Annotated in this window: 19 protein-coding genes; 10 read left to right on the forward strand and 9 right to left on the reverse strand. The window is 66.0% G+C overall.

All coding sequences use genetic code 11. The features are described from left to right. Positions 1 to 41: 41 nt before the first annotated feature. The 4 genes from NFC73_RS05650 to NFC73_RS05665 are packed head-to-tail and all read left to right on the forward strand — an operon-like array spanning position 42 to position 2,125. A complete protein-coding gene (locus tag NFC73_RS05650; protein ID WP_254748367.1) occupies positions 42 to 476 on the forward strand; it encodes a DUF3099 domain-containing protein in 435 nt (144 codons plus the stop codon). Next, on the forward strand, positions 473 to 748 hold the full coding sequence (locus NFC73_RS05655) for a hypothetical protein (protein ID WP_254748368.1): 276 nt from the start codon (positions 473 to 475) through the stop codon (positions 746 to 748). The genes NFC73_RS05650 and NFC73_RS05655 overlap by 4 nt, the downstream gene beginning before the upstream one ends. Beyond that, positions 749 to 1,642: an SURF1 family cytochrome oxidase biogenesis protein gene (locus NFC73_RS05660; protein ID WP_254748369.1), complete on the forward strand. Its 894-nt coding sequence runs from the start codon at positions 749 to 751 to the stop codon at positions 1,640 to 1,642. A 3-nt stretch (positions 1,643 to 1,645) separates the two neighbouring features. Further along, positions 1,646 to 2,125 carry a YbaK/EbsC family protein gene (locus NFC73_RS05665; RefSeq protein ID WP_254748370.1) on the forward strand — a complete coding sequence of 160 codons (480 nt, stop codon included), beginning with the start codon at positions 1,646 to 1,648 and terminating at the stop codon, positions 2,123 to 2,125. Between the two features lie 132 nt (positions 2,126 to 2,257). Here NFC73_RS05665 and NFC73_RS05670 read toward each other — a convergent pair whose 3' ends face one another. Beyond that, positions 2,258 to 3,856: an ABC-F family ATP-binding cassette domain-containing protein gene (locus NFC73_RS05670; RefSeq protein WP_104061449.1), complete on the reverse strand. Its 1,599-nt coding sequence runs from the start codon at positions 3,854 to 3,856 to the stop codon at positions 2,258 to 2,260. A 281-nt stretch (positions 3,857 to 4,137) separates the two neighbouring features. On the opposite strand from NFC73_RS05670, the gene NFC73_RS05675 reads away from it, so the two are divergent. From NFC73_RS05675 to NFC73_RS05685, 3 genes are read left to right on the forward strand one after another with little or no spacing between them, the layout of a single operon-like run. Beyond that, a complete protein-coding gene (locus NFC73_RS05675) occupies positions 4,138 to 4,767 on the forward strand; it encodes a biotin transporter BioY (RefSeq protein WP_254748371.1) in 630 nt (209 codons plus the stop codon). A 7-nt stretch (positions 4,768 to 4,774) separates the two neighbouring features. After that, on the forward strand, positions 4,775 to 5,491 hold the full coding sequence (locus NFC73_RS05680) for an energy-coupling factor ABC transporter ATP-binding protein (RefSeq protein WP_254748372.1): 717 nt from the start codon (positions 4,775 to 4,777) through the stop codon (positions 5,489 to 5,491). Then, positions 5,488 to 6,111, forward strand: coding sequence for an energy-coupling factor transporter transmembrane component T family protein (locus NFC73_RS05685; protein ID WP_254748373.1), 624 nt, complete (start codon positions 5,488 to 5,490; stop codon positions 6,109 to 6,111). The genes NFC73_RS05680 and NFC73_RS05685 overlap by 4 nt, the downstream gene beginning before the upstream one ends. Before the next feature lie 36 nt (positions 6,112 to 6,147). Here the strand turns inward: NFC73_RS05685 and NFC73_RS05690 are convergent, their stop codons facing one another. After that, the gene (locus NFC73_RS05690) at positions 6,148 to 7,341 is read right to left on the reverse strand and encodes a thiolase family protein (RefSeq protein ID WP_254748861.1); all 1,194 of its coding nucleotides are present in this window, start codon (positions 7,339 to 7,341) and stop codon (positions 6,148 to 6,150) included. Positions 7,342 to 7,357: 16 nt separating this feature from the next. After that, entirely contained in the window at positions 7,358 to 8,764 is a 1,407-nt protein-coding gene (locus NFC73_RS05695; protein WP_254748374.1) for a class I adenylate-forming enzyme family protein, read from the reverse strand. Between the two features lie 61 nt (positions 8,765 to 8,825). Between NFC73_RS05695 and ypfJ the strand changes: the two genes are divergently transcribed. Further along, positions 8,826 to 9,707, forward strand: coding sequence for a KPN_02809 family neutral zinc metallopeptidase (ypfJ, locus tag NFC73_RS05700; RefSeq protein WP_254748375.1), 882 nt, complete (start codon positions 8,826 to 8,828; stop codon positions 9,705 to 9,707). A gap of 84 nt (positions 9,708 to 9,791) precedes the next feature. On the opposite strand, the gene NFC73_RS05705 is transcribed toward ypfJ, so the two are convergent. The 6 genes from NFC73_RS05705 to NFC73_RS05730 form a co-directional block, all read right to left on the reverse strand. After that, positions 9,792 to 10,124: a metal-sulfur cluster assembly factor gene (locus tag NFC73_RS05705; RefSeq protein WP_056339832.1), complete on the reverse strand. Its 333-nt coding sequence runs from the start codon at positions 10,122 to 10,124 to the stop codon at positions 9,792 to 9,794. 12 nt (positions 10,125 to 10,136) lie between these two features. Then, the gene (gene sufC / locus NFC73_RS05710; RefSeq protein ID WP_254748376.1) at positions 10,137 to 10,925 is read right to left on the reverse strand and encodes a Fe-S cluster assembly ATPase SufC; all 789 of its coding nucleotides are present in this window, start codon (positions 10,923 to 10,925) and stop codon (positions 10,137 to 10,139) included. 113 nt (positions 10,926 to 11,038) lie between these two features. Continuing rightward, positions 11,039 to 11,398 (reverse strand): non-heme iron oxygenase ferredoxin subunit, encoded by a 360-nt coding sequence (locus NFC73_RS05715; protein ID WP_254748378.1) that lies wholly within the window; start codon positions 11,396 to 11,398, stop codon positions 11,039 to 11,041. Positions 11,399 to 11,414: 16 nt separating this feature from the next. Then, on the reverse strand, positions 11,415 to 12,701 hold the full coding sequence (gene sufD, locus NFC73_RS05720; protein ID WP_254748379.1) for a Fe-S cluster assembly protein SufD: 1,287 nt from the start codon (positions 12,699 to 12,701) through the stop codon (positions 11,415 to 11,417). Positions 12,702 to 12,703: 2 nt separating this feature from the next. Then, on the reverse strand, positions 12,704 to 14,167 hold the full coding sequence (gene sufB / locus NFC73_RS05725) for a Fe-S cluster assembly protein SufB (protein ID WP_160670835.1): 1,464 nt from the start codon (positions 14,165 to 14,167) through the stop codon (positions 12,704 to 12,706). Further along, positions 14,167 to 15,009 (reverse strand): helix-turn-helix transcriptional regulator, encoded by an 843-nt coding sequence (locus tag NFC73_RS05730; protein ID WP_254748381.1) that lies wholly within the window; start codon positions 15,007 to 15,009, stop codon positions 14,167 to 14,169. The genes sufB and NFC73_RS05730 overlap by 1 nt, the downstream gene beginning before the upstream one ends. Before the next feature lie 106 nt (positions 15,010 to 15,115). Between NFC73_RS05730 and NFC73_RS05735 the strand changes: the two genes are divergently transcribed. Continuing rightward, entirely contained in the window at positions 15,116 to 16,084 is a 969-nt protein-coding gene (locus NFC73_RS05735) for an ABC transporter ATP-binding protein (protein WP_254748382.1), read from the forward strand. After that, positions 16,081 to 16,851, forward strand: coding sequence for an ABC transporter permease (locus NFC73_RS05740; protein ID WP_254748383.1), 771 nt, complete (start codon positions 16,081 to 16,083; stop codon positions 16,849 to 16,851). Before NFC73_RS05735 ends, NFC73_RS05740 begins: the two co-directional genes overlap by 4 nt. The last annotated feature ends 6 nt before the right edge of the window (positions 16,852 to 16,857 follow it).

Genomic DNA, 16,857 nt, shown 5'->3' on the forward strand with positions numbered 1-16,857 from the left:
GAGAGAATTGAGGCAAGCCTTTGGAGTGTGATCAATCAGCCGTGACCCTTGAAAACCATGCCGGACAGCCCGTGCCCGGAGACCCCGAAAGGTTCTCTGGGGATTCAGGGGTCCACAGCATTACGGACGCGGCGGCAGCCCACTCGGAGGACATGCGCCAGCGCATGATCAAGTACGCGCTGGCCATGGGAATCCGCATGGTCTGCCTCATCCTCATTTTTGTGGTGGACGGCTGGTTCAAGCTCGTGATGGTGGCCGGCGCCGTCTTCCTCCCCTGGATCGCTGTGGTGATCGCGAACGGGAGCGATAAGGCGGAGGTCCACAGCGACTTGCTGCTCGACTCGGCTCCGCTTGCCGAGCTCGAAAGCCCGTATTGGCCACCGGAACAGGACGACTCCACGTCCGCGGTCATCCAGGGCGAGCTCATTGATGACGACGACGAACCCACGCAAGGACAGGAACGGCGCGCCTCATGAATATTTTTGACCTGGCTGCAGGGACCGCTGGTCCCCCGCCGGCTATGGCGGCCATGTGCTCCCGCAAGGCCTGCCGCTCGGAAGCTTCCTGGCAATTGCTCTGGAACAATCCAAAAATCCATACGCCGGAACGCCGCAAGACCTGGCTTGCCTGCGATGACCACCGTGACTGGCTGGAAGATTACCTCCAGACCCGCGGGCTCTGGAAGGAAACCCTGGTCCTGGATTCGGGGCAGGACGCAGGCCGGGCGCCGGTAGGGCAGGACGGCTGAATGTACCGCTTCCTCTTTTCCAGCAAGTGGCTGGGATACCTCCTGCTTGCCGCCATTTTTGCCGCTGCCTGCGTCTTCCTCGGCCGCTGGCAGATGGACCGCCGCGCGGAGACCCTCGCGGAGATCAACCGCGTGGTCACCAACTATTCCGCCACACCCATCTCCTTCGACGAGGCGAGGGACGAGTTCTCCGCCCTGGACCCGTCGAAGGAATGGACCCAGGTGGAACTCCAGGGCACATATGATCCCGACGGCCAGCGGATTGTCCGCAACCGTCCGTTGAACGGGCAGCCCGGGTATGAGGTGGTTGTCCCGTTCAAGCTGCAGACCGGTGAAACCGTGGTGATCGACCGCGGCTGGCTGCCCATCGGCAACAAGAACCCGGGCAGTCCCGATTCCATCCCGGCGCCTCCCGCCGGACCCGTGACCGCCGTCGTCCGTCTCAAGCACGGCGAGCCCCAGTTGGACCGCGGCGCCCCCGACGGCCAGCTTGCATCCATCGATCTCCCCACTTACTCGGACCAACTGGGCTATCCCGTACTCACTGGCGCCTACGGGCAGCTGGCCTCTGAATCTCCCGCCCCCTCTGACATGCCGTTCCCGTTCCCGAAGCCGGCCACCGAAGAAGGCACGCACCTGTCCTATTCGTTGCAGTGGTTCGCGTTCGGGGTGCTGATGTTCGTGGGCTTCGGATACGCCGCACGGCAGCAGGCCAGGAATGCCGCGATTGACGCCGCGGACGAGCTTGAGATCCAGGACGGATCACGCGACTCCGGCAGCCCGGTGCACTCCGCCGCTGCAGCAGCCCGCCGTCGTCCGCCGGTTGCCCGCAAACGCAGGAAGGCCACTGCCGAAGAAGAGGAAGACGCCCTACTGGACGCGCAGGGCTACTGACGCATGCAAAGTGTGGAAGCTGCCGCCCCGGTGGCGAATGTGAAAAACGCCCTGACAGCGGCTGGTCTCCAGGACACAGTGCGGACCTTCGACACAAAGGTCCCGACGGCGGCTGCCGCGGCCAAGGCGCTTGGCTGCGATGTCGCGGCCATCACCAACAGCCTGATCTTCGACGTCGGCGGCACACCGCTGCTGATACTGGCAAGCGGCGCTGCGAAGGTAGACACAAAGCTGGTGGCGGCGCAGCTGGGAACAGGCAAGATCCGCCGGGCCGCTTCCACCTTCGTCCTGCAACACACAGGCCAGGAAGTAGGCGGAGTAGCCCCAATAGGCCACCCGGCAAAGATCAGGACTCTCCTGGACAACTCCCTCAAGGCCCACAAGCTCCTCTGGGCCGGAGCCGGAGACCACAACTCAATGTTCAACATCACGTACGAAGACCTGCTGCGGATCACCGACGCCGAAGAACTAACGGTCCGCTGATTCGCCCAAAGGTGACCCGACCGCAAGCGGAGCGGCGTGGGTGATTTATGTAGCGTGCGTCTAAGCGAGGGACGAGCGAGCACGCGGGAAATCACCCGCGTCGCGCAGCGAACACAACCGACTCAGAGAAGGCTAAGCCAGCGTAATCAGGTCCAGGTAGTCTTCGTTCCAGTGGTCCTCGATGCCGTCGGGCAGCAGCACGACCCGCTCGGGGTTCAGGGCTTCGACGGCACCTTCATCGTGGCTCACGAGGACGACGGCGCCGGTGTAGTTGCTCAGGGCACCGAGGATTTCGGCGCGGCTGGCCGGGTCGAGGTTGTTGGTGGGCTCGTCAAGGAGCAGCACGTTCGCGCTGGAGGCCACGATGGTGGCCAGAGCCAGCCGGGTCTTCTCGCCGCCGGAGAGCACACCGGCGGGCTTGTCGACGTCGTCTCCGGAGAACAGGAACGAGCCCAGGATGTTGCGGACTTCCGCGTCGTTCATGTCCGGGGCGGAGGAGCGCATGTTCTGCAGGACGGTGCGGTCCACGTCGAGCGTCTCGTGCTCCTGGGCGTAGTAGCCCACCTTCAGGCCGTGGCCCGCCACGACCTCGCCGGTGTCCGGTTTGTCGACGCCGGCAAGCATCCGCAGGAGGGTGGTCTTTCCGGCGCCGTTGAGGCCCAGGATGACCACCTTGGAGCCGCGGTCGATGGCCAGGTCCACGTCGGTGAAGATCTCCAACGAGCCGTAGGACTTGCTGAGTCCGTCCGCGGTGAGCGGGGTCTTGCCGCAGGGTGACGGATCCGGGAAGCGCAGGGCTGCCACGCGGTCGGTCGCGCGGACGGCTTCGAGGCCGCCCAGGAGACGTTCGGCACGCTTGGCCATGTTCTGCGCTGCGACGGCCTTGGTGGCCTTGGCGCGCATTTTGTTGGCCTGGTCGATGAGGACCTGGGCTTTCTTTTCGGCGTTGGCGCGCTCACGCTTGCGGGCGCGCTCGTCCGTTTCGCGCTGCTGGAGGTAGCGCTTCCAGTTCATGTTGTAGAAGTCGATCTTGGCGCGGTTGGGATCCAGCAGGAACACTTTGTTGACGGTGGCTTCGAGCAGCTCGGTGTCGTGGCTGATCACGATCAGGCCGCCCTGGTGGTTCTTCAGGAACTCGCGGAGCCAGGTGATGGAATCCGCGTCGAGGTGGTTGGTGGGCTCATCGAGGAGCATGGTTTCGGCGTCCGAGTACAGGATCCGGGCGAGTTCCACACGACGGCGCTGGCCGCCGGACAGGGTCTTGAGCGGCTGGTTCAGCAGCCGGTCCGGGAGGGCCAGGTTGGAGCAGATCGCGGCGGCCTCCGCCTCGGCCGCGTATCCACCGGCGGCCAGGAATTCGGATTCCAGCCGGTCATAGCGGTTCATCGCCTTGCGCTGGATCTCGGTGTCCTCGCTGGCCATGTCCTCATGGGTCTTCTTGAGGTTGTTGACGGCGATGTCCAGGCCGCGGGCGGAGAGGATGCGGTCGCGGGCCAGCTGTTCCATGTCCGGGGTGCGGGGATCCTGCGGCAGGTAGCCGATCTCGCCGCTGCGGGTCACCTTGCCGCCGGCAGGCTGGCCTTCGCCCGCGAGCACCCGGGTCAGGGTCGTCTTGCCTGCGCCGTTACGGCCGACGAGGCCGATCTTGTCGCCCTTGTCGATGCGGAAGCTCACCTGGTCCATGAGGAGCCGGGCGCCGGCGCGCAGTTCAAGATCCTGGACAGTAATCACAGCAGGTAAGGCCTTTCACAACAGGGAAACGCCGCAGCTCAACGGGTGATGTCTGGAAGCAGCCGGCAGAATGGCCGACAGAACGGCCTTTCCAAGTCTACCGGCCCCAGCTTGACCCCATAACCGCTGCACCGCCGTCGTGCGTTGACTCAGCGTTTGTGCCCTGCCGTCAGTCCCGGGCGTCCCGCTTAGTAGGTCCCCTACAAAATGGCGTCCGACGGCGACCGGTAACGTCAGGATCACCCCATGCTTCGCTTGTACAACCACGACAGGAACACCCCATGAGCCAGACTGACACTGCCGTCAACGGCACCGCTTCCCGCCTCCGGAACCGCTGGAACGCCACCGACCTGGGCCTGATCGCCGTCTTTGCGGCACTCGTTGCGGGCTCCGCCATGGTGCCCGGCATCGCGGCGAACGTGTTCGGCGTCCCCATCACTTTCCAGACGCTTGCGGTGATGCTCACCGGACTGATGCTTGGCCCGGGCCGGGGGTTCGCTGCCGTCGGCCTGTACACCCTCCTGGGCCTGGCCGGCCTGCCGATCTTCAGCCAGGGCCGCAGCGGCCTGGGCATCCTGGCCGGACCGTCGGCCGGCTACATCATTGCTTTCCCTATCGCGGCAGCCGTCGTGGGCTGGCTCGCCACCGTGGTGATCCGGCGGACAACACGTACCCGGGCGCTGTGGTTCTTCGCGTCGGCGATGGTCACCAGCATCGCCGTCGTGCACACCCTCGGAGTTGCCGGGATCGCCCTGAACACCAAAGCGTCACTGGGTGAAGCCTTCCTCGCAGACCTGATCTTCTACCCCGGTGACGTGATTAAGAACATCCTCGCCGCGGTGATCGCCGTGGCACTGCACCGGGCTTTCCCCGACGTCCTGGTCCGCCGGGTGAAGCGGATCAACAACTAGATCCGCCATGGCAACCATTTCATTCCGGCAGGCATCCGTGGCCGTCGCCGTTGACAACCGCCCGGAACCCAAGTCCCTGCTCCAGGACGTCACGCTTGAACTGACCGAACAGCGCATCGGCGTGATCGGGGCCAACGGGTCCGGCAAGTCCACGCTGCTGCGAATGATCAACGGCCTGGTCCAGCCAAGTTCCGGCACAGTGTCGGTGGAAGGCGCCGACACCGTCCGGGCCGTGCGGGCGGTCCGCAGGCAGGTGGGGTTCGTCTTCACGGATCCCTTGTCGCAGCTGGTGATGCCCACGGGGCGCGAAGACGTGGAGCTTTCGCTGCGCCGCCCGGTCCGCAACGGGGCGGAGCGCCGCCGGCTGGCCGAAGCGGCCCTGGAGCGCCTCGGCCTGCTGCCGCTCGCGGACCAAAGCATCTACGAACTCTCCGGCGGCGAACGCCAGCTGATGGCCCTCGCCGCTGTACTGGCCGTGAACCCAGCCGTCCTGGTGCTGGACGAACCGTCCACCCTCCTGGACCTCCGGAACCGGGAACTCCTGCGCCGCACGCTGTCCGGCCTCGACCAGCAGATCGTGATGTCCACCCACGACCTCGACCTCGCCCTGGAGATGGACCGTGTGCTGGTGGTGGAGGCGGGACGGGTGATGTTCGACGGCGGCCCTGCCGCGGCCGTGGACGCATACCGGGCGCTGGTCACCAACGGCCTGGCCGCGCCATGAGAGGGCACGGCTTCCTGCTGGCCAACTACGTCCCGGGGAATTCCCTCATCCACCGGACGCCGCTGGCAGTGAAGTTCCTGCTGGTGCTGAGCTGCGGCCCGGTGTCCTTCCTGGTGGTCGACTGGCTGGTCTCCGCCGCGATGCTGGCCGCCCTCGGCGTGCTCTTTCTCCTGACCGGCGCCGGAGCCCGGCGGCTGGCGAGCGCTGTCCGCCCTGTTGCCGTGGTGCTGGTGGTCATCGGCCTGTTCCAGTGGTGGCAGCTGGGTGGACCCACAGCCGCCCGGATTGTCCTGAACATCCTGGTCTGCGTGGTGGCGGCATCCCTGCTGACGGCCACCACGCCCATGCAGCGGATCCTCGACGGCGTGGTATCGCTGGCCACGCCGTTCCGCCGCTTCGGCGCGGACCCTGAACGTTTTGCGCTGACCATAGCCATCATGCTCCGCAGCATCCCGTATATCGCCGGCGCCTTTGCAGACGTCAGGGATTCCGCCCGCGCCCGCGGGCTTGAGCGCAACCCGCGTGCCCTTGTGCTACCTGTCTTCATCACCACCGTGGCCTTCGCCCGCCAGACCGGCGAAGCGCTGGCTGCCCGCGGGCTGGGCGACGCAGAAGACTGACGGGTCCTTGTCCTTCCTGTGCTGCCTAGGGGGAACCTAGTAGGCGCCGGACAGCAACTCGTACCGCAGCAGCGCCGCCGTGCCCATGCCGCCGGCAATACTGATCAGGGCCAGCGCCAGGGAGCCATGGTTCCCGGCCCGCCGTGCCTGGGCGAGTAGCCGGGTCACCAGCACCGCACCGGACGCCCCGTAGGCGTGGCCCAATGCCAGCGCCCCGCCGTCGAGGTTGACCCGGTCCGGATCAATGCCCAACCGGTCCAGGCAGGCCAGGGTCTGGGACGCGAAGGCTTCGTTGAATTCCACCAGGTCCACGCTGGCAGCCGCCAACCCCCTGGCCTTCAGGAGCCGCTCCGCGGCAACCGCTGCGCCGATCCCCAGCAGTTCGGGGTCCACACCGGCAGTGTCCGTGGCCAGCACCAGGAGCCCGTCTGTGGCTCCGAGTTCCCGTGCCCGCTGCAATGAAGTAACGACGACGGCGGAAGCGGCGTCCGCGTCGAAGCATGAGTTCCCGGCGGTGACAGTCCCCCCTGGCACAAAAGCGGGCGGGAACCGCTTGAGAACGGCGGCAGTCAGGCCGTGGCGGGGGCCGTCGTCGGCACTGATGGGTCCGGCGGACGTCTCCAGGGTGGTGATCTCGCCGGCGAAAAACCCTGCTTCAGCCGCGGCCAGCGCCCGCCGGTGGCTGCGCAGCGCCGAGGCATCCTGCCGCTCCCGGCCGACCGTAAACCGGGCCGCTACATTCTCGGCCGCGACCCCCATGTCCGGGTCACCGAAGCTGTGCGGCACAAACTGGGCCCGGGCAAAAAACTCAGGCTCGCCGTCGTCGTTACGGTGGGCCCGCAGCGGAGCCGTGCTGATGCTCTCCACCCCCCCGGCTATATACAGGGGGTTGCCGCCGGCGGCAACCAGCCGGGTGGCCAGAGCGATGGCATCCAGGCCTGACCCGCATTGGCGGTCAACAGTCAGTCCCGGCACAGCGACCGGCAGGCCCGCCTCAAGCAGGGCCAGGCGGGCCACGTTGCCGCCGCCGCCCACGGCGTTGCCGATCACCACATCGGTGACTTCTTCGGCCGGCACGTGGGTATCTGCCAGGAGGTTGGCCAGCACCGGTGCGAGAAGCTGGTGCGCACGCAGTTCCTTCAGCGCACCGTTGGCGCGCCGGACCGCGGTACGCCGCGCCGCAATGATCACTGGCTGCCGGTCCGGCGGCAGCACGTCGCCGGGTGGCATGACCTGGGGCCGCACGTCAGCGGTCAAGGTGCCGCGCCCTGGGGTCCTGGGAGCCGATCCAGTCCAGGAGAGTGTTCCGGCTGACCTTTCCACGGTCCGTGGTGGGGAGTTCGGAGAGTGCGAAGTACTGGTGGGGCCGCTTGTCCCGCGGCAGGATGTTTTCGAGTCCGGCCTTCAGCTGCGTGGCCGTGACGCCGCCATGGGAAGGAACGACGCCGGCGACCACCCGTTGGCCGCGGAGATCGTCGGGTATTCCGGCGGCCACAGCAGCAGCCACCCCCGGCACGGCCGCCAGGGCGAGTTCCACTTCGTGCGGATAGACGTTTTTTCCCGAGGTCAGGATCATGTCGGCGCGCCGGCCCAGGATGTGCAGTTCGCCGTCGGCGAGGTAGCCCTGGTCCCCCACCGTGAACCAGCCGTTGAAGGAGCGCAGCGCCTGGCCGTCGTCACCCCACAGGTAGCCGTTGCTGACCATGCCGCTGCGGACACAGATATTGCCGGCTCCGCCGTCCTGCAGTTCGGAACCCTCATCGTCCAGGATTCTGACGTCCACGCCCGGGAACGGGTGTCCGATGCCTGTACCCCCGGCGTCCAGGAGCTCCCCCGCCGCCAGCCCCACGCCGGAGACAAAGCTCAGTTCGGACGCGCCGTAGTACTCGAAGATGGTGGCATTCGGCGCCCAGCGCCGTGCTGCTTCGAGGGTGCGTGCGTCCAGCTTCGAGCCGGCGCAGATGATGGTACGGATGCCGGAGGCGTCCACGCCGCCGGTCAGGCCGCGCTCACTGAGCAGCCGCAGCATGGTGGGCACGAGGATGAGCCGGGTCACGCCGTCGTGCGTGATCGCGGCGTGGACATCACCGACGTCGAAACTCTCCAGCGTCTGGAATTCCGAGCCGGCGTAGAGGCACTCAGCCAGGGCATAGAGGTTAAGGCTGGCGGCCAGGGGCCCGGGCGCGAGCGTGACGTCGTCCTGGGCGAGGCCGAAGAACGCAACGGACGCGTCAAAGGACCGCCGCCAGGACTGCCTGGACCGGGTAAACGCCTTGGGCACTGACGTGGTGCCGGAGGTGAGTCCGATCAGGAACGTCGAGTCCGGCGGCCCGTCCGCCAAGGCATCCGCTGCGGAAACCATGCCGGGCCTGGCCGACTCGGCCAGCCGTTGAACGATCTCCTGGTGCAGGGGCTCCGGCCAGGTCGGGTCCAGGACGGCGCATTGCCGCCGACCGGCAACGGCTGCGGCGAACCTTGCGGCGAAGTCGACGGAGTTGGCCTCCGCAAGCACGGTGACGGCAGCTGTCTGCGGAAGGGCGGCTGCGGCGGCGTCCCGGAGCTCAGCCCAGCGCAGGCGCCGGCCCGCCACCACGACGGCGGTGTCATGGGGGCGTTCTTCAGCCCAGCGCTGGATTCTATCGAGAAAAGGCATCGTCCCAACTTTACCGGCCGGACTCCGCTTCGGTGGTGCCGGCAAGGGCTATTGTGACTTCATGAGCTTCAATGACAACGTGCAGCTCGACCCGTCCCAGGTCCAGGACCGGCGGGGCATGGGCCGTGGGGCCAGAGTCGGCGGCGGCATCGGTGGCGGAATCGTCCTGCTGATAGCTGTGCTCCTCGGCGTCAACCCCGCCTTGCTCGAAGGCCTGACCGGCGGGGCAGGCCCGGCTGATCAGAACCAGGGCACGGCCCCGGCCTGCACCACAGGCGCCGACGCCGACGCGCGCCTGGACTGCCGGATCACCGGCACCGTGAACAGCCTGAACGCGTTCTGGCCGGCGTATCTGCAGCAATACAACGTGCAGTACCCGCAGCCGGAGACGGTGATCTTCGACCAGGCCGTCAGCAGTGCGTGCGGGACGGCTTCCAGCGCGGTGGGCCCCTTCTACTGCCCGGCTGACAGCACTGCCTACTTCGATCCCGGGTTCTTCCAGGACCTCGTGGACCGCTTCGGATCCTCGGGAGGTCCCCTGGCGCAGGAGTACGTGGTGGCACACGAATTCGGCCACCACATCCAGAACGTGCTGGGGTACATCGACCGCGCGCAACAGGACCCGCAGGGGCCCGAGTCCGGTGCGGTCCGCGTGGAACTCCAGGCCGACTGCTATGCCGGCCTCTGGGTGAAGCACGCCTCAACCCAGCCCGGACCCGACGGCCAGCCGTTCCTGGAACCGATCACCCAGCAGGACCTGAACGATGCCCTGTCCGCAGCGTCAGCGGTGGGCGATGACCGGATCCAGGAAGCCGCCACCGGACAGGTCTCGCCCGAGGCCTGGACGCACGGTTCCAGCGAACAGCGGCAAAGCTGGTTCTACAAGGGCTACCAGACCGGCGACATCAACCAATGCGACACCTTCTCGGCGCCATCCCTTTAAGTGGGCCGGTGGGGACGACGGCGGCCGGTTACCTCCGCTGGGAGGTAACCGGCCGCCGTCGTACTTATGCGGTGGATGGGGCAATCAGATGTTGAAGCCGAGGGCCCGCATCTGGTCCTTGCCATCATCAGTGATCCGCTCCGGACCCCAAGGCGGCATCCACACCCAGTTCAGGCGCCAGTCGTCAACGACACCGTCAAGGGACTTGCCTACCTGCTCCTCGATGACATCGGTGAGCGGGCAGGCAGCCGTGGTGAGCGTCATGTCGATCAGCAGCGCGCCGTCGTCGTCCGAGTACTTCAGACCGTACAGCAACCCGAGGTCCACGATGTTGACACCGAGTTCCGGGTCGATGACGTCCTTGAGTGCCTCTTCGACATCTTCGAGGCCCGTGCGGGCCGCATTGATTTCGGTCATGGCAAGTCCTATCTAGGCCTGTGCGGCAGCGGCGATGGTGGCAGCGCCCGCGCCGGTGGCGTAACGGTCGTAGCCCTCGTCTTCGAGGCGGTCAGCCAGTTCCGGGCCGCCTTCTTCGACAACCTGGCCGTCGACGAAGACGTGGACGAAGTCAGGCTTGATGTAGCGCAGGATGCGGGTGTAGTGCGTGATGAGCAGCGTGCCCATGTTGCCCGTCTCGTGTGCACGGTTGACGCCTTCGGAGACAACCTTCAGGGCGTCAACGTCCAGCCCGGAGTCGGTCTCGTCGAGGATGGCGAACTTCGGCTTGAAGAGTTCCAGCTGGAGGATCTCCACCCGCTTCTTCTCGCCGCCGGAGAAGCCTTCGTTGACGTTGCGCTCGGCGAAGTCTGCATCGATGCGCAGCTGGGCCATGGCCGCCTTGACGTCCTTGGTCCAGGTACGCAGCTTGGGTGCTTCGCCGTCAATGGCGGTCTTGGCGGTGCGCAGGAAGTTGGTCATGCTGACACCGGGGACCTCCACGGGGTACTGCATGGCCAGGAAGAGGCCGGCGCGGGCCCGCTGGTCAACGGTCATTGCGAGGACATCCTCGCCGTCGAGCGTGATGGTTCCGCTGGTGACCTTGTAGCGCGGGTGCCCGGCAATGGTGGAGGCCAGGGTGGACTTGCCCGAACCGTTGGGGCCCATGATGGCGTGGGTCTGACCGGTCTTGATGGTCAGGCTGACGCCCTTCAGGATCTCCTTGGTGCCCTGCTCCGTGTCAATGCTGACGTGCAGGTCCTTGATCTCAAGAGTAGACATAGGTCTTGTTCTCCTCTGCACCGCGCCCTCCGGCGGTGGTGCGGTCTGTATCTGGAAGTTTGGTTCTGTTGCTTGGTGTTGCTGCTCGCGGCTGATCTGCCAGGTTGATGCTGCTAGCTGAAGTTCGGGGCTTCCGCTCCGTTGAGTACGTTCGTGAAGTCCACGTAGACCTCGTCGCCGACGATCTCGACGGCGAACACCGGGACGGGATCGTAGGCGGGGAGCTGGAGCGGCTCACCGCTGCGCAGGTCGAACTGGGAACCGTGGCCCCAGCATTCGATCATGCAGCCCTCCACTTCGCCCTCGGACAGTGAGATGTCCGCGTGGGAGCAGGTGTCCCCGATGGCGTGGATGTCTCCCATGGAGTCCTTCACGATGGCTACGGGGTAGTCATCAATCAGGATCCGGAGCGCGTGCTTGAGCTGGATTTCATCCGTCTTGCAGACAAATTCGCCCTTTGGCTGGTCAGTCATCTGTTGTCCGCGCCGCCTAGTTGTTCGTCACGGCGAGTTCGCGCTCAACAGCCTCGGTGAGCCGCTCTTCGAGGGCCGGTACCTTGATCTGCTGGATGATCTCGTGCAGGAAGCCACGGACCACCAGGCGGCGGGCAACATCCTCGGGGATGCCGCGGGCCATGAGGTAGAACAGGTGCTCGTCGTCCAGCCGGCCGGTGGCGCTGGCGTGGCCGGCACCCTTGATCAGGCCGGTCTCGATCTCGAGGTTCGGCACGGAGTCGGCGCGGGCGCCGTCCGTGAGCAGGAGGTTGCGGTTGGCCTCGTAGCTGTCAGTGCCTTCGGCTTCCTTGCGGATCAGGACGTCGCCTACCCACACGGCGTGGGCGTTACGGCCCTGCAACGCGCCCTTGTAGAGCACATTGGAGGTGCAGTTCGCCACCGCATGGTCAACAAAGAGCCTCTGCTCCAGGTGCTGGCCGGCGTCGGCGAAGTACAAGCCGAACATTTCCGCTTCGCCGCCGGGGGCGGTGAAACGGGTGGACGGCGTGACACGGACCAGGTCCCCGCCCAAGCTGACCACAACGTGCTTGAACTTGGCGTCGCGGCCGATCTTTGCCTGCTGGGAGGAGGCGTGGACGGCGTCGTCGTTCCATTCCTGGAGCGAGACCACCGTGAGGTTGGCGCCGTCTTCAACAACGATTTCGATGTTTTCGGACACCACGGCCGAGCCCTGGTGGTTCAGGACCACAGTGGCCTTGGAGAACCTCTCCGCCACGATCACCAGGTGCTGGGCGGCTGCCTCCGTGGAGGTGCCTTCGATCACGACGGTGACCTCGGTGTCGGCTTCAAACTCGGCCGGGATGGTGAGGACGGTGGCTTCGCTGAAGTTTTCCCAGGCGTTGGCGGACACTCGGTCCTCCGGGATGCCGGCGGAACCGATGCGCTTGTCGCCGCGTGCCACGGACTCAACCGTGACCTGCTCCGGGCCGCTGACGGTGACGGTGGGAGCCGCTCCCGCCAGGACGTCGCTGTGCAGCCCACGCAGGCGCTTGAGGGGGGTAAAGCGCCAGTCTTCCTCAAGCCCGGTGAGCGGCTTGAAGTCCGCCAGGTTGTACGAGGTCAGCCGGCCGGCGCGTGAGCTGTCCGGAATGCCGACGCCGCCGCCGTGGGAGTGGCGCTTGACGGCTTCGCCGGCCAGCGGGGCCTTGGAACCGTTCGCGTTGATCGGAGACAGGCTTTCGCCCTCTTCCGTGAAACCGTTAATAAACGGCTGGGCCGAGGGCGCGCCGATGCGGGCCTTTTCAGTAGTGATTTCAGTCATCGTTATCCGACGGACCCTTCCATCTGCAGTTCAATCAGGCGGTTCAGCTCAAGTGCGTACTCCATCGGGAGTTCGCGGGCGATGGGCTCGATGAAGCCACGGACGATCATCGCCATGGCCTCGTCTTCGCGCATGCCGCGGGACATCAGGTAGAAGAGCTGCTCTTCGCTGACCCGGGAAACAGTTGCTTCATGGCCCATCACCACGTCATCCTCACGGATGTCGATGTACGGGTAGGTGTCCGAGCGGCTGATGGTGTCCACCAGCAGCGCGTCGCAACGGACGGTGTTTGCCGAGTGCTTGGCACCTTCACGGACCTGGACGAGGCCGCGGTAGGCAGCACGTCCGCCGCCGCGGGCCACGGACTTGGAAATGATGGAGCTCTTGGTGTTCGGCGCGATGTGAACCATCTTCGAACCGGTGTCCTGGTGCTGGCCGGCGCCGGCGAAGGCGATGGACAGGGTCTCGCCCTTGGCGTGCTCGCCTACCAGGTAAACGGCCGGGTACTTCATGGTGACCTTGGAGCCGATGTTGCCGTCAACCCATTCCATGGTGGCGCCTTCTTCGCAGATGGCACGCTTGGTCACCAGGTTGTACACGTTGGTGGACCAGTTCTGGATGGTGGTGTAGCGGACGCGGGCGCCCTTTTTCACGATGATTTCCACCACGGCGGAGTGCAGCGAGTCCGAGGTGTAGATCGGCGCGGTGCAGCCTTCGATGTAGTGGACGTAGGAGTCCTCGTCGGCGATGATCAGGGTGCGCTCGAACTGGCCCATGTTTTCCGTGTTGATACGGAAGTATGCCTGCAGCGGAATGTCCACGTGGACGCCCTTGGGGACGTACACGAAGGAGCCACCGGACCAGACGGCCGTGTTCAGCGACGCGAACTTGTTGTCGCCCACGGGAATGATGGTGCCGAAGTATTCCTGGAAGATCTCCGGGTGTTCGCGCAGCGCGGTGTCGGTGTCCAGGAAGATGACGCCCTGCTTTTCAAGGTCCTCACGCAGCTGGTGGTAGACAACCTCGGACTCGTACTGGGCGGCGACGCCGGAAACCAGGCGCTGCTTTTCGGCTTCGGGGATGCCGAGCTTGTCGTACGTGTTCTTGATGTCATCGGGCAGGTCCTCCCAGCTGGTGGCCTGCTTCTCGGTGGACCGCACGAAGTACTTGATGTTGTCGAAGTCGATGCCGGAGAGGTCTGCACCCCAGGTGGGCATGGGCTTGCGGTCGAAGTACTTCAGGCCCTTGAGCCGGAGATCGAGCATCCATTGGGGCTCGCTCTTCTTGGCCGAGATGTCGCGGACGACTTCTTCATTGATACCGCGGCGGGCGTTGGCGCCGGCGTCGTTCTTGTCGGACCAGCCGTACTCGTACGTGCCGATGCCGTGGAGCTCGGGATTCTTTTCCAGAATCTCCGAGATCACAGTGTCTTCGGCTACCGCTTTCTCTGATAGTTGGTCCGTCATCACGGCCTTTCTTGCTGATGGTTGGTTACTTCATCCAGGCTGGCGGGGGCTGTCTGCGGGACGCGGGGTCCCCCAGCAGCCAGCCGGCCTGTGGGTATATGGGTGGTGCAGACGTGTCCGCCGCGCGCCAGCGTGGACAGGCGGCGCACATCAACGCCGACGAGACGGGAGAACACTTCGGTCTCCACGTCGCAGAAGACCGGGAACTGGGCGGCGAGCTGCTGGATGGGGCAATGCCCCTGGCACAGCTGGACGCTGGACAGTGCTGCCGGCAGCGGGGCCTTGGCCTCGATCGAAGCTGCTGAGGCAACGAAGCCATCCCGGCTCAGCGCCGCGGACAGTGCCTGCGCCCTGGCGGTGATGTCCGGTCCGGCCTGCTCGACCTCGGGTGCGTACCGGCGTTCCATGTCGGCAAAACGTTCGACGGCGAACGCGCGGACGGCGTCGTCGCCCGCCACTGCCTGAAGCTGCTTGAGCGCGAGGGTGGCGATGTCGAGGTAATCGTTGCCAAGCGTGGACTGGCCCTGCGAGCTGAGGACGTAACGGCGGGCGGGACGTCCCGCGCCGGCGCCGGCCCTGGCAACGCGCTTGACTTCAATATCCCCGCTGCGGGCCAGATGATCAAGATGCCTCCGGACCGCGGCGGGTGTGAAACCGAGCATGTCGCCGAGTTCCGCCGCGCTGATGGGGCCGTGCTCAAGCACGGCACCAAGGACCCGGTCCCGTGTACGCTCGTCCGAGTCCGCCGCCGGCACAGCGGCCACGTGGCCGCGGTCAGCGGCAGTACGCGGCGCCCGGTGCCCGGCAAACGGCACTGCAGCAGCATTGGTCATGGAATACACAACACAATCATGTCGTAATTTACTCCGCCGTACTAGTAAGGTCAGGCTGACCTGCGGCGGGGGTCCGCTGCGGGGCCGCCAGTACTACATCGCGTAGAATGCTGGGGTGCGATCCCCCGAATCCCCGGTTCTGTCCATCAGCGGGTTAATTAAGGATGTTGGTCCGCTGGCTAGCCTGGACGGAAAAATGCTCCGGGTGGTCAACGGCGTATCCCTTATGGCCGAACGCGGCCAGGTCACGGCCCTCCTGGGCGCCAACGGAGCCGGAAAGACCACCACCATCGAATGCGCCCAGGGCCTGCAGAAGCGCAGCGGCGGCAGCATCTCGCTGCTGGGCCAGGATCCGGGCCGTTCGGGCGCTGACCTGCGGTCCCGCGTAGGCGTGATGCTTCAGGACGGCGGCCTCCCGCCGTCGGCCCGTCCCATTCCGCTCCTGCGGCACATCGCCGGAATGTATGCGCGGCCCCGCTCCGTTGACGAACTGGTGGAACGGCTCGGCATTGATACTTTCGCCAGGACCAGCGTGCGCAGACTCTCCGGTGGGCAGAAACAGCGTCTGGCCCTCGCCGCAGCACTGATCGGCAATCCGGAAGTCCTTTTCCTGGACGAGCCCAGCGCCGGCCTGGATCCCCAGTCCCGGCAACTGGTCTTCGAGCTGATCTCGGAACTGCGGGCGGCCGGGATGGGCATCATCCTGACAACACACCTGATGGACGAAGCCCAGCGGCTGGCGGACTACGTGTACATCATCGACGCCGGCAGGAACGTCGCCGAGGGAACAGTTTCCCAGCTGCTGCAGCGGGACCCGGCTGTGGAGGCCGGCACCGACCATGTCCGCACCCTGGTGTTCGAGGCTCCCCCGGGGCTGGATTTCACCGGCGTGCTGCCCGATGCCATCGCCGTCTCCGAAACACGGGCCGGAAGCTACGTGGCCTCGGGTGCACTGACACCCCACGATCTCGCGTCGTTGACCGCCTGGTGGGCCGCCCACGGCGTGATGCCCGGTTCCATGAGCCTGGCGGCACGAAGCCTGGAAGATGTCTTCCTGGACATCTCGGGAAAGGACATCCGATGACGGCTCCCGCAGCCACCGCCGCCGAGGGAGCACCGGCCACGCTGCTGCGCCGTATCCTGCTGCAGGGTAAGTACGAAGCTCTGACGATGCTCCGGAACGGCGAACAGCTGATCCTTGCAGTGGTCCTGCCGCTTCTGGCGCTGGTGGGGCTCACCGTCACCCCCTTCCTGGACGGTTTCGGAGCCAGCCGCATCAATGTGGCCGTCCCCGGCATCCTGGCATTGTGCGCCATGTCCACGGCCTTCACCGGGCAGGGCATTGCCACCGGCTTTGACCGGCGGTACGGTGTTCTCCGCTTCCTGTCCACCACACCCCTGGGCCGCGAAGGCCTCATCGCGGGTAAGGTCCTGGCGGTCCTGGCGGTGCTATGCCTCCAGGTGGCAGTGGTGACGCTGGTGGCGCTTCCGTTGGGCTGGCAGCCGCCCGCCTCCGGCTGGCTCCCCGGGCTGTCGCTGCTGGCCCTGGGCGCCGTGGCGTTCACCGCGCTGGGGCTCCTGGTGGCAGGCACGGTCCGGCCCGAGGCAACCCTGGCCATCACCAACCTGCTGTGGATCCTGCTGGGCGCCCTGGGCGGGATAGTCATTCCCGCGGAACGGCTGCCCGCACTGGCGCAGGGAGCGGTTCACTACCTGCCCTCCGGCGCACTCGGCGAGGCCATGCGCGAAGCTTTCCTGCACGGCTCGTTGAACGGCGGCGCCGCGCTTATCCTGCTGCTCTGGACGGTTCTTGCCGGAGCAGCAGCCATCCGTTGGTTCAAGTGGAATTGAGATATC

The sequence above is a fragment of the Pseudarthrobacter humi genome (assembly GCF_024294965.1).
GTDB classification, from domain to species: Bacteria; Actinomycetota; Actinomycetes; order Actinomycetales; family Micrococcaceae; genus Arthrobacter; species Arthrobacter humi.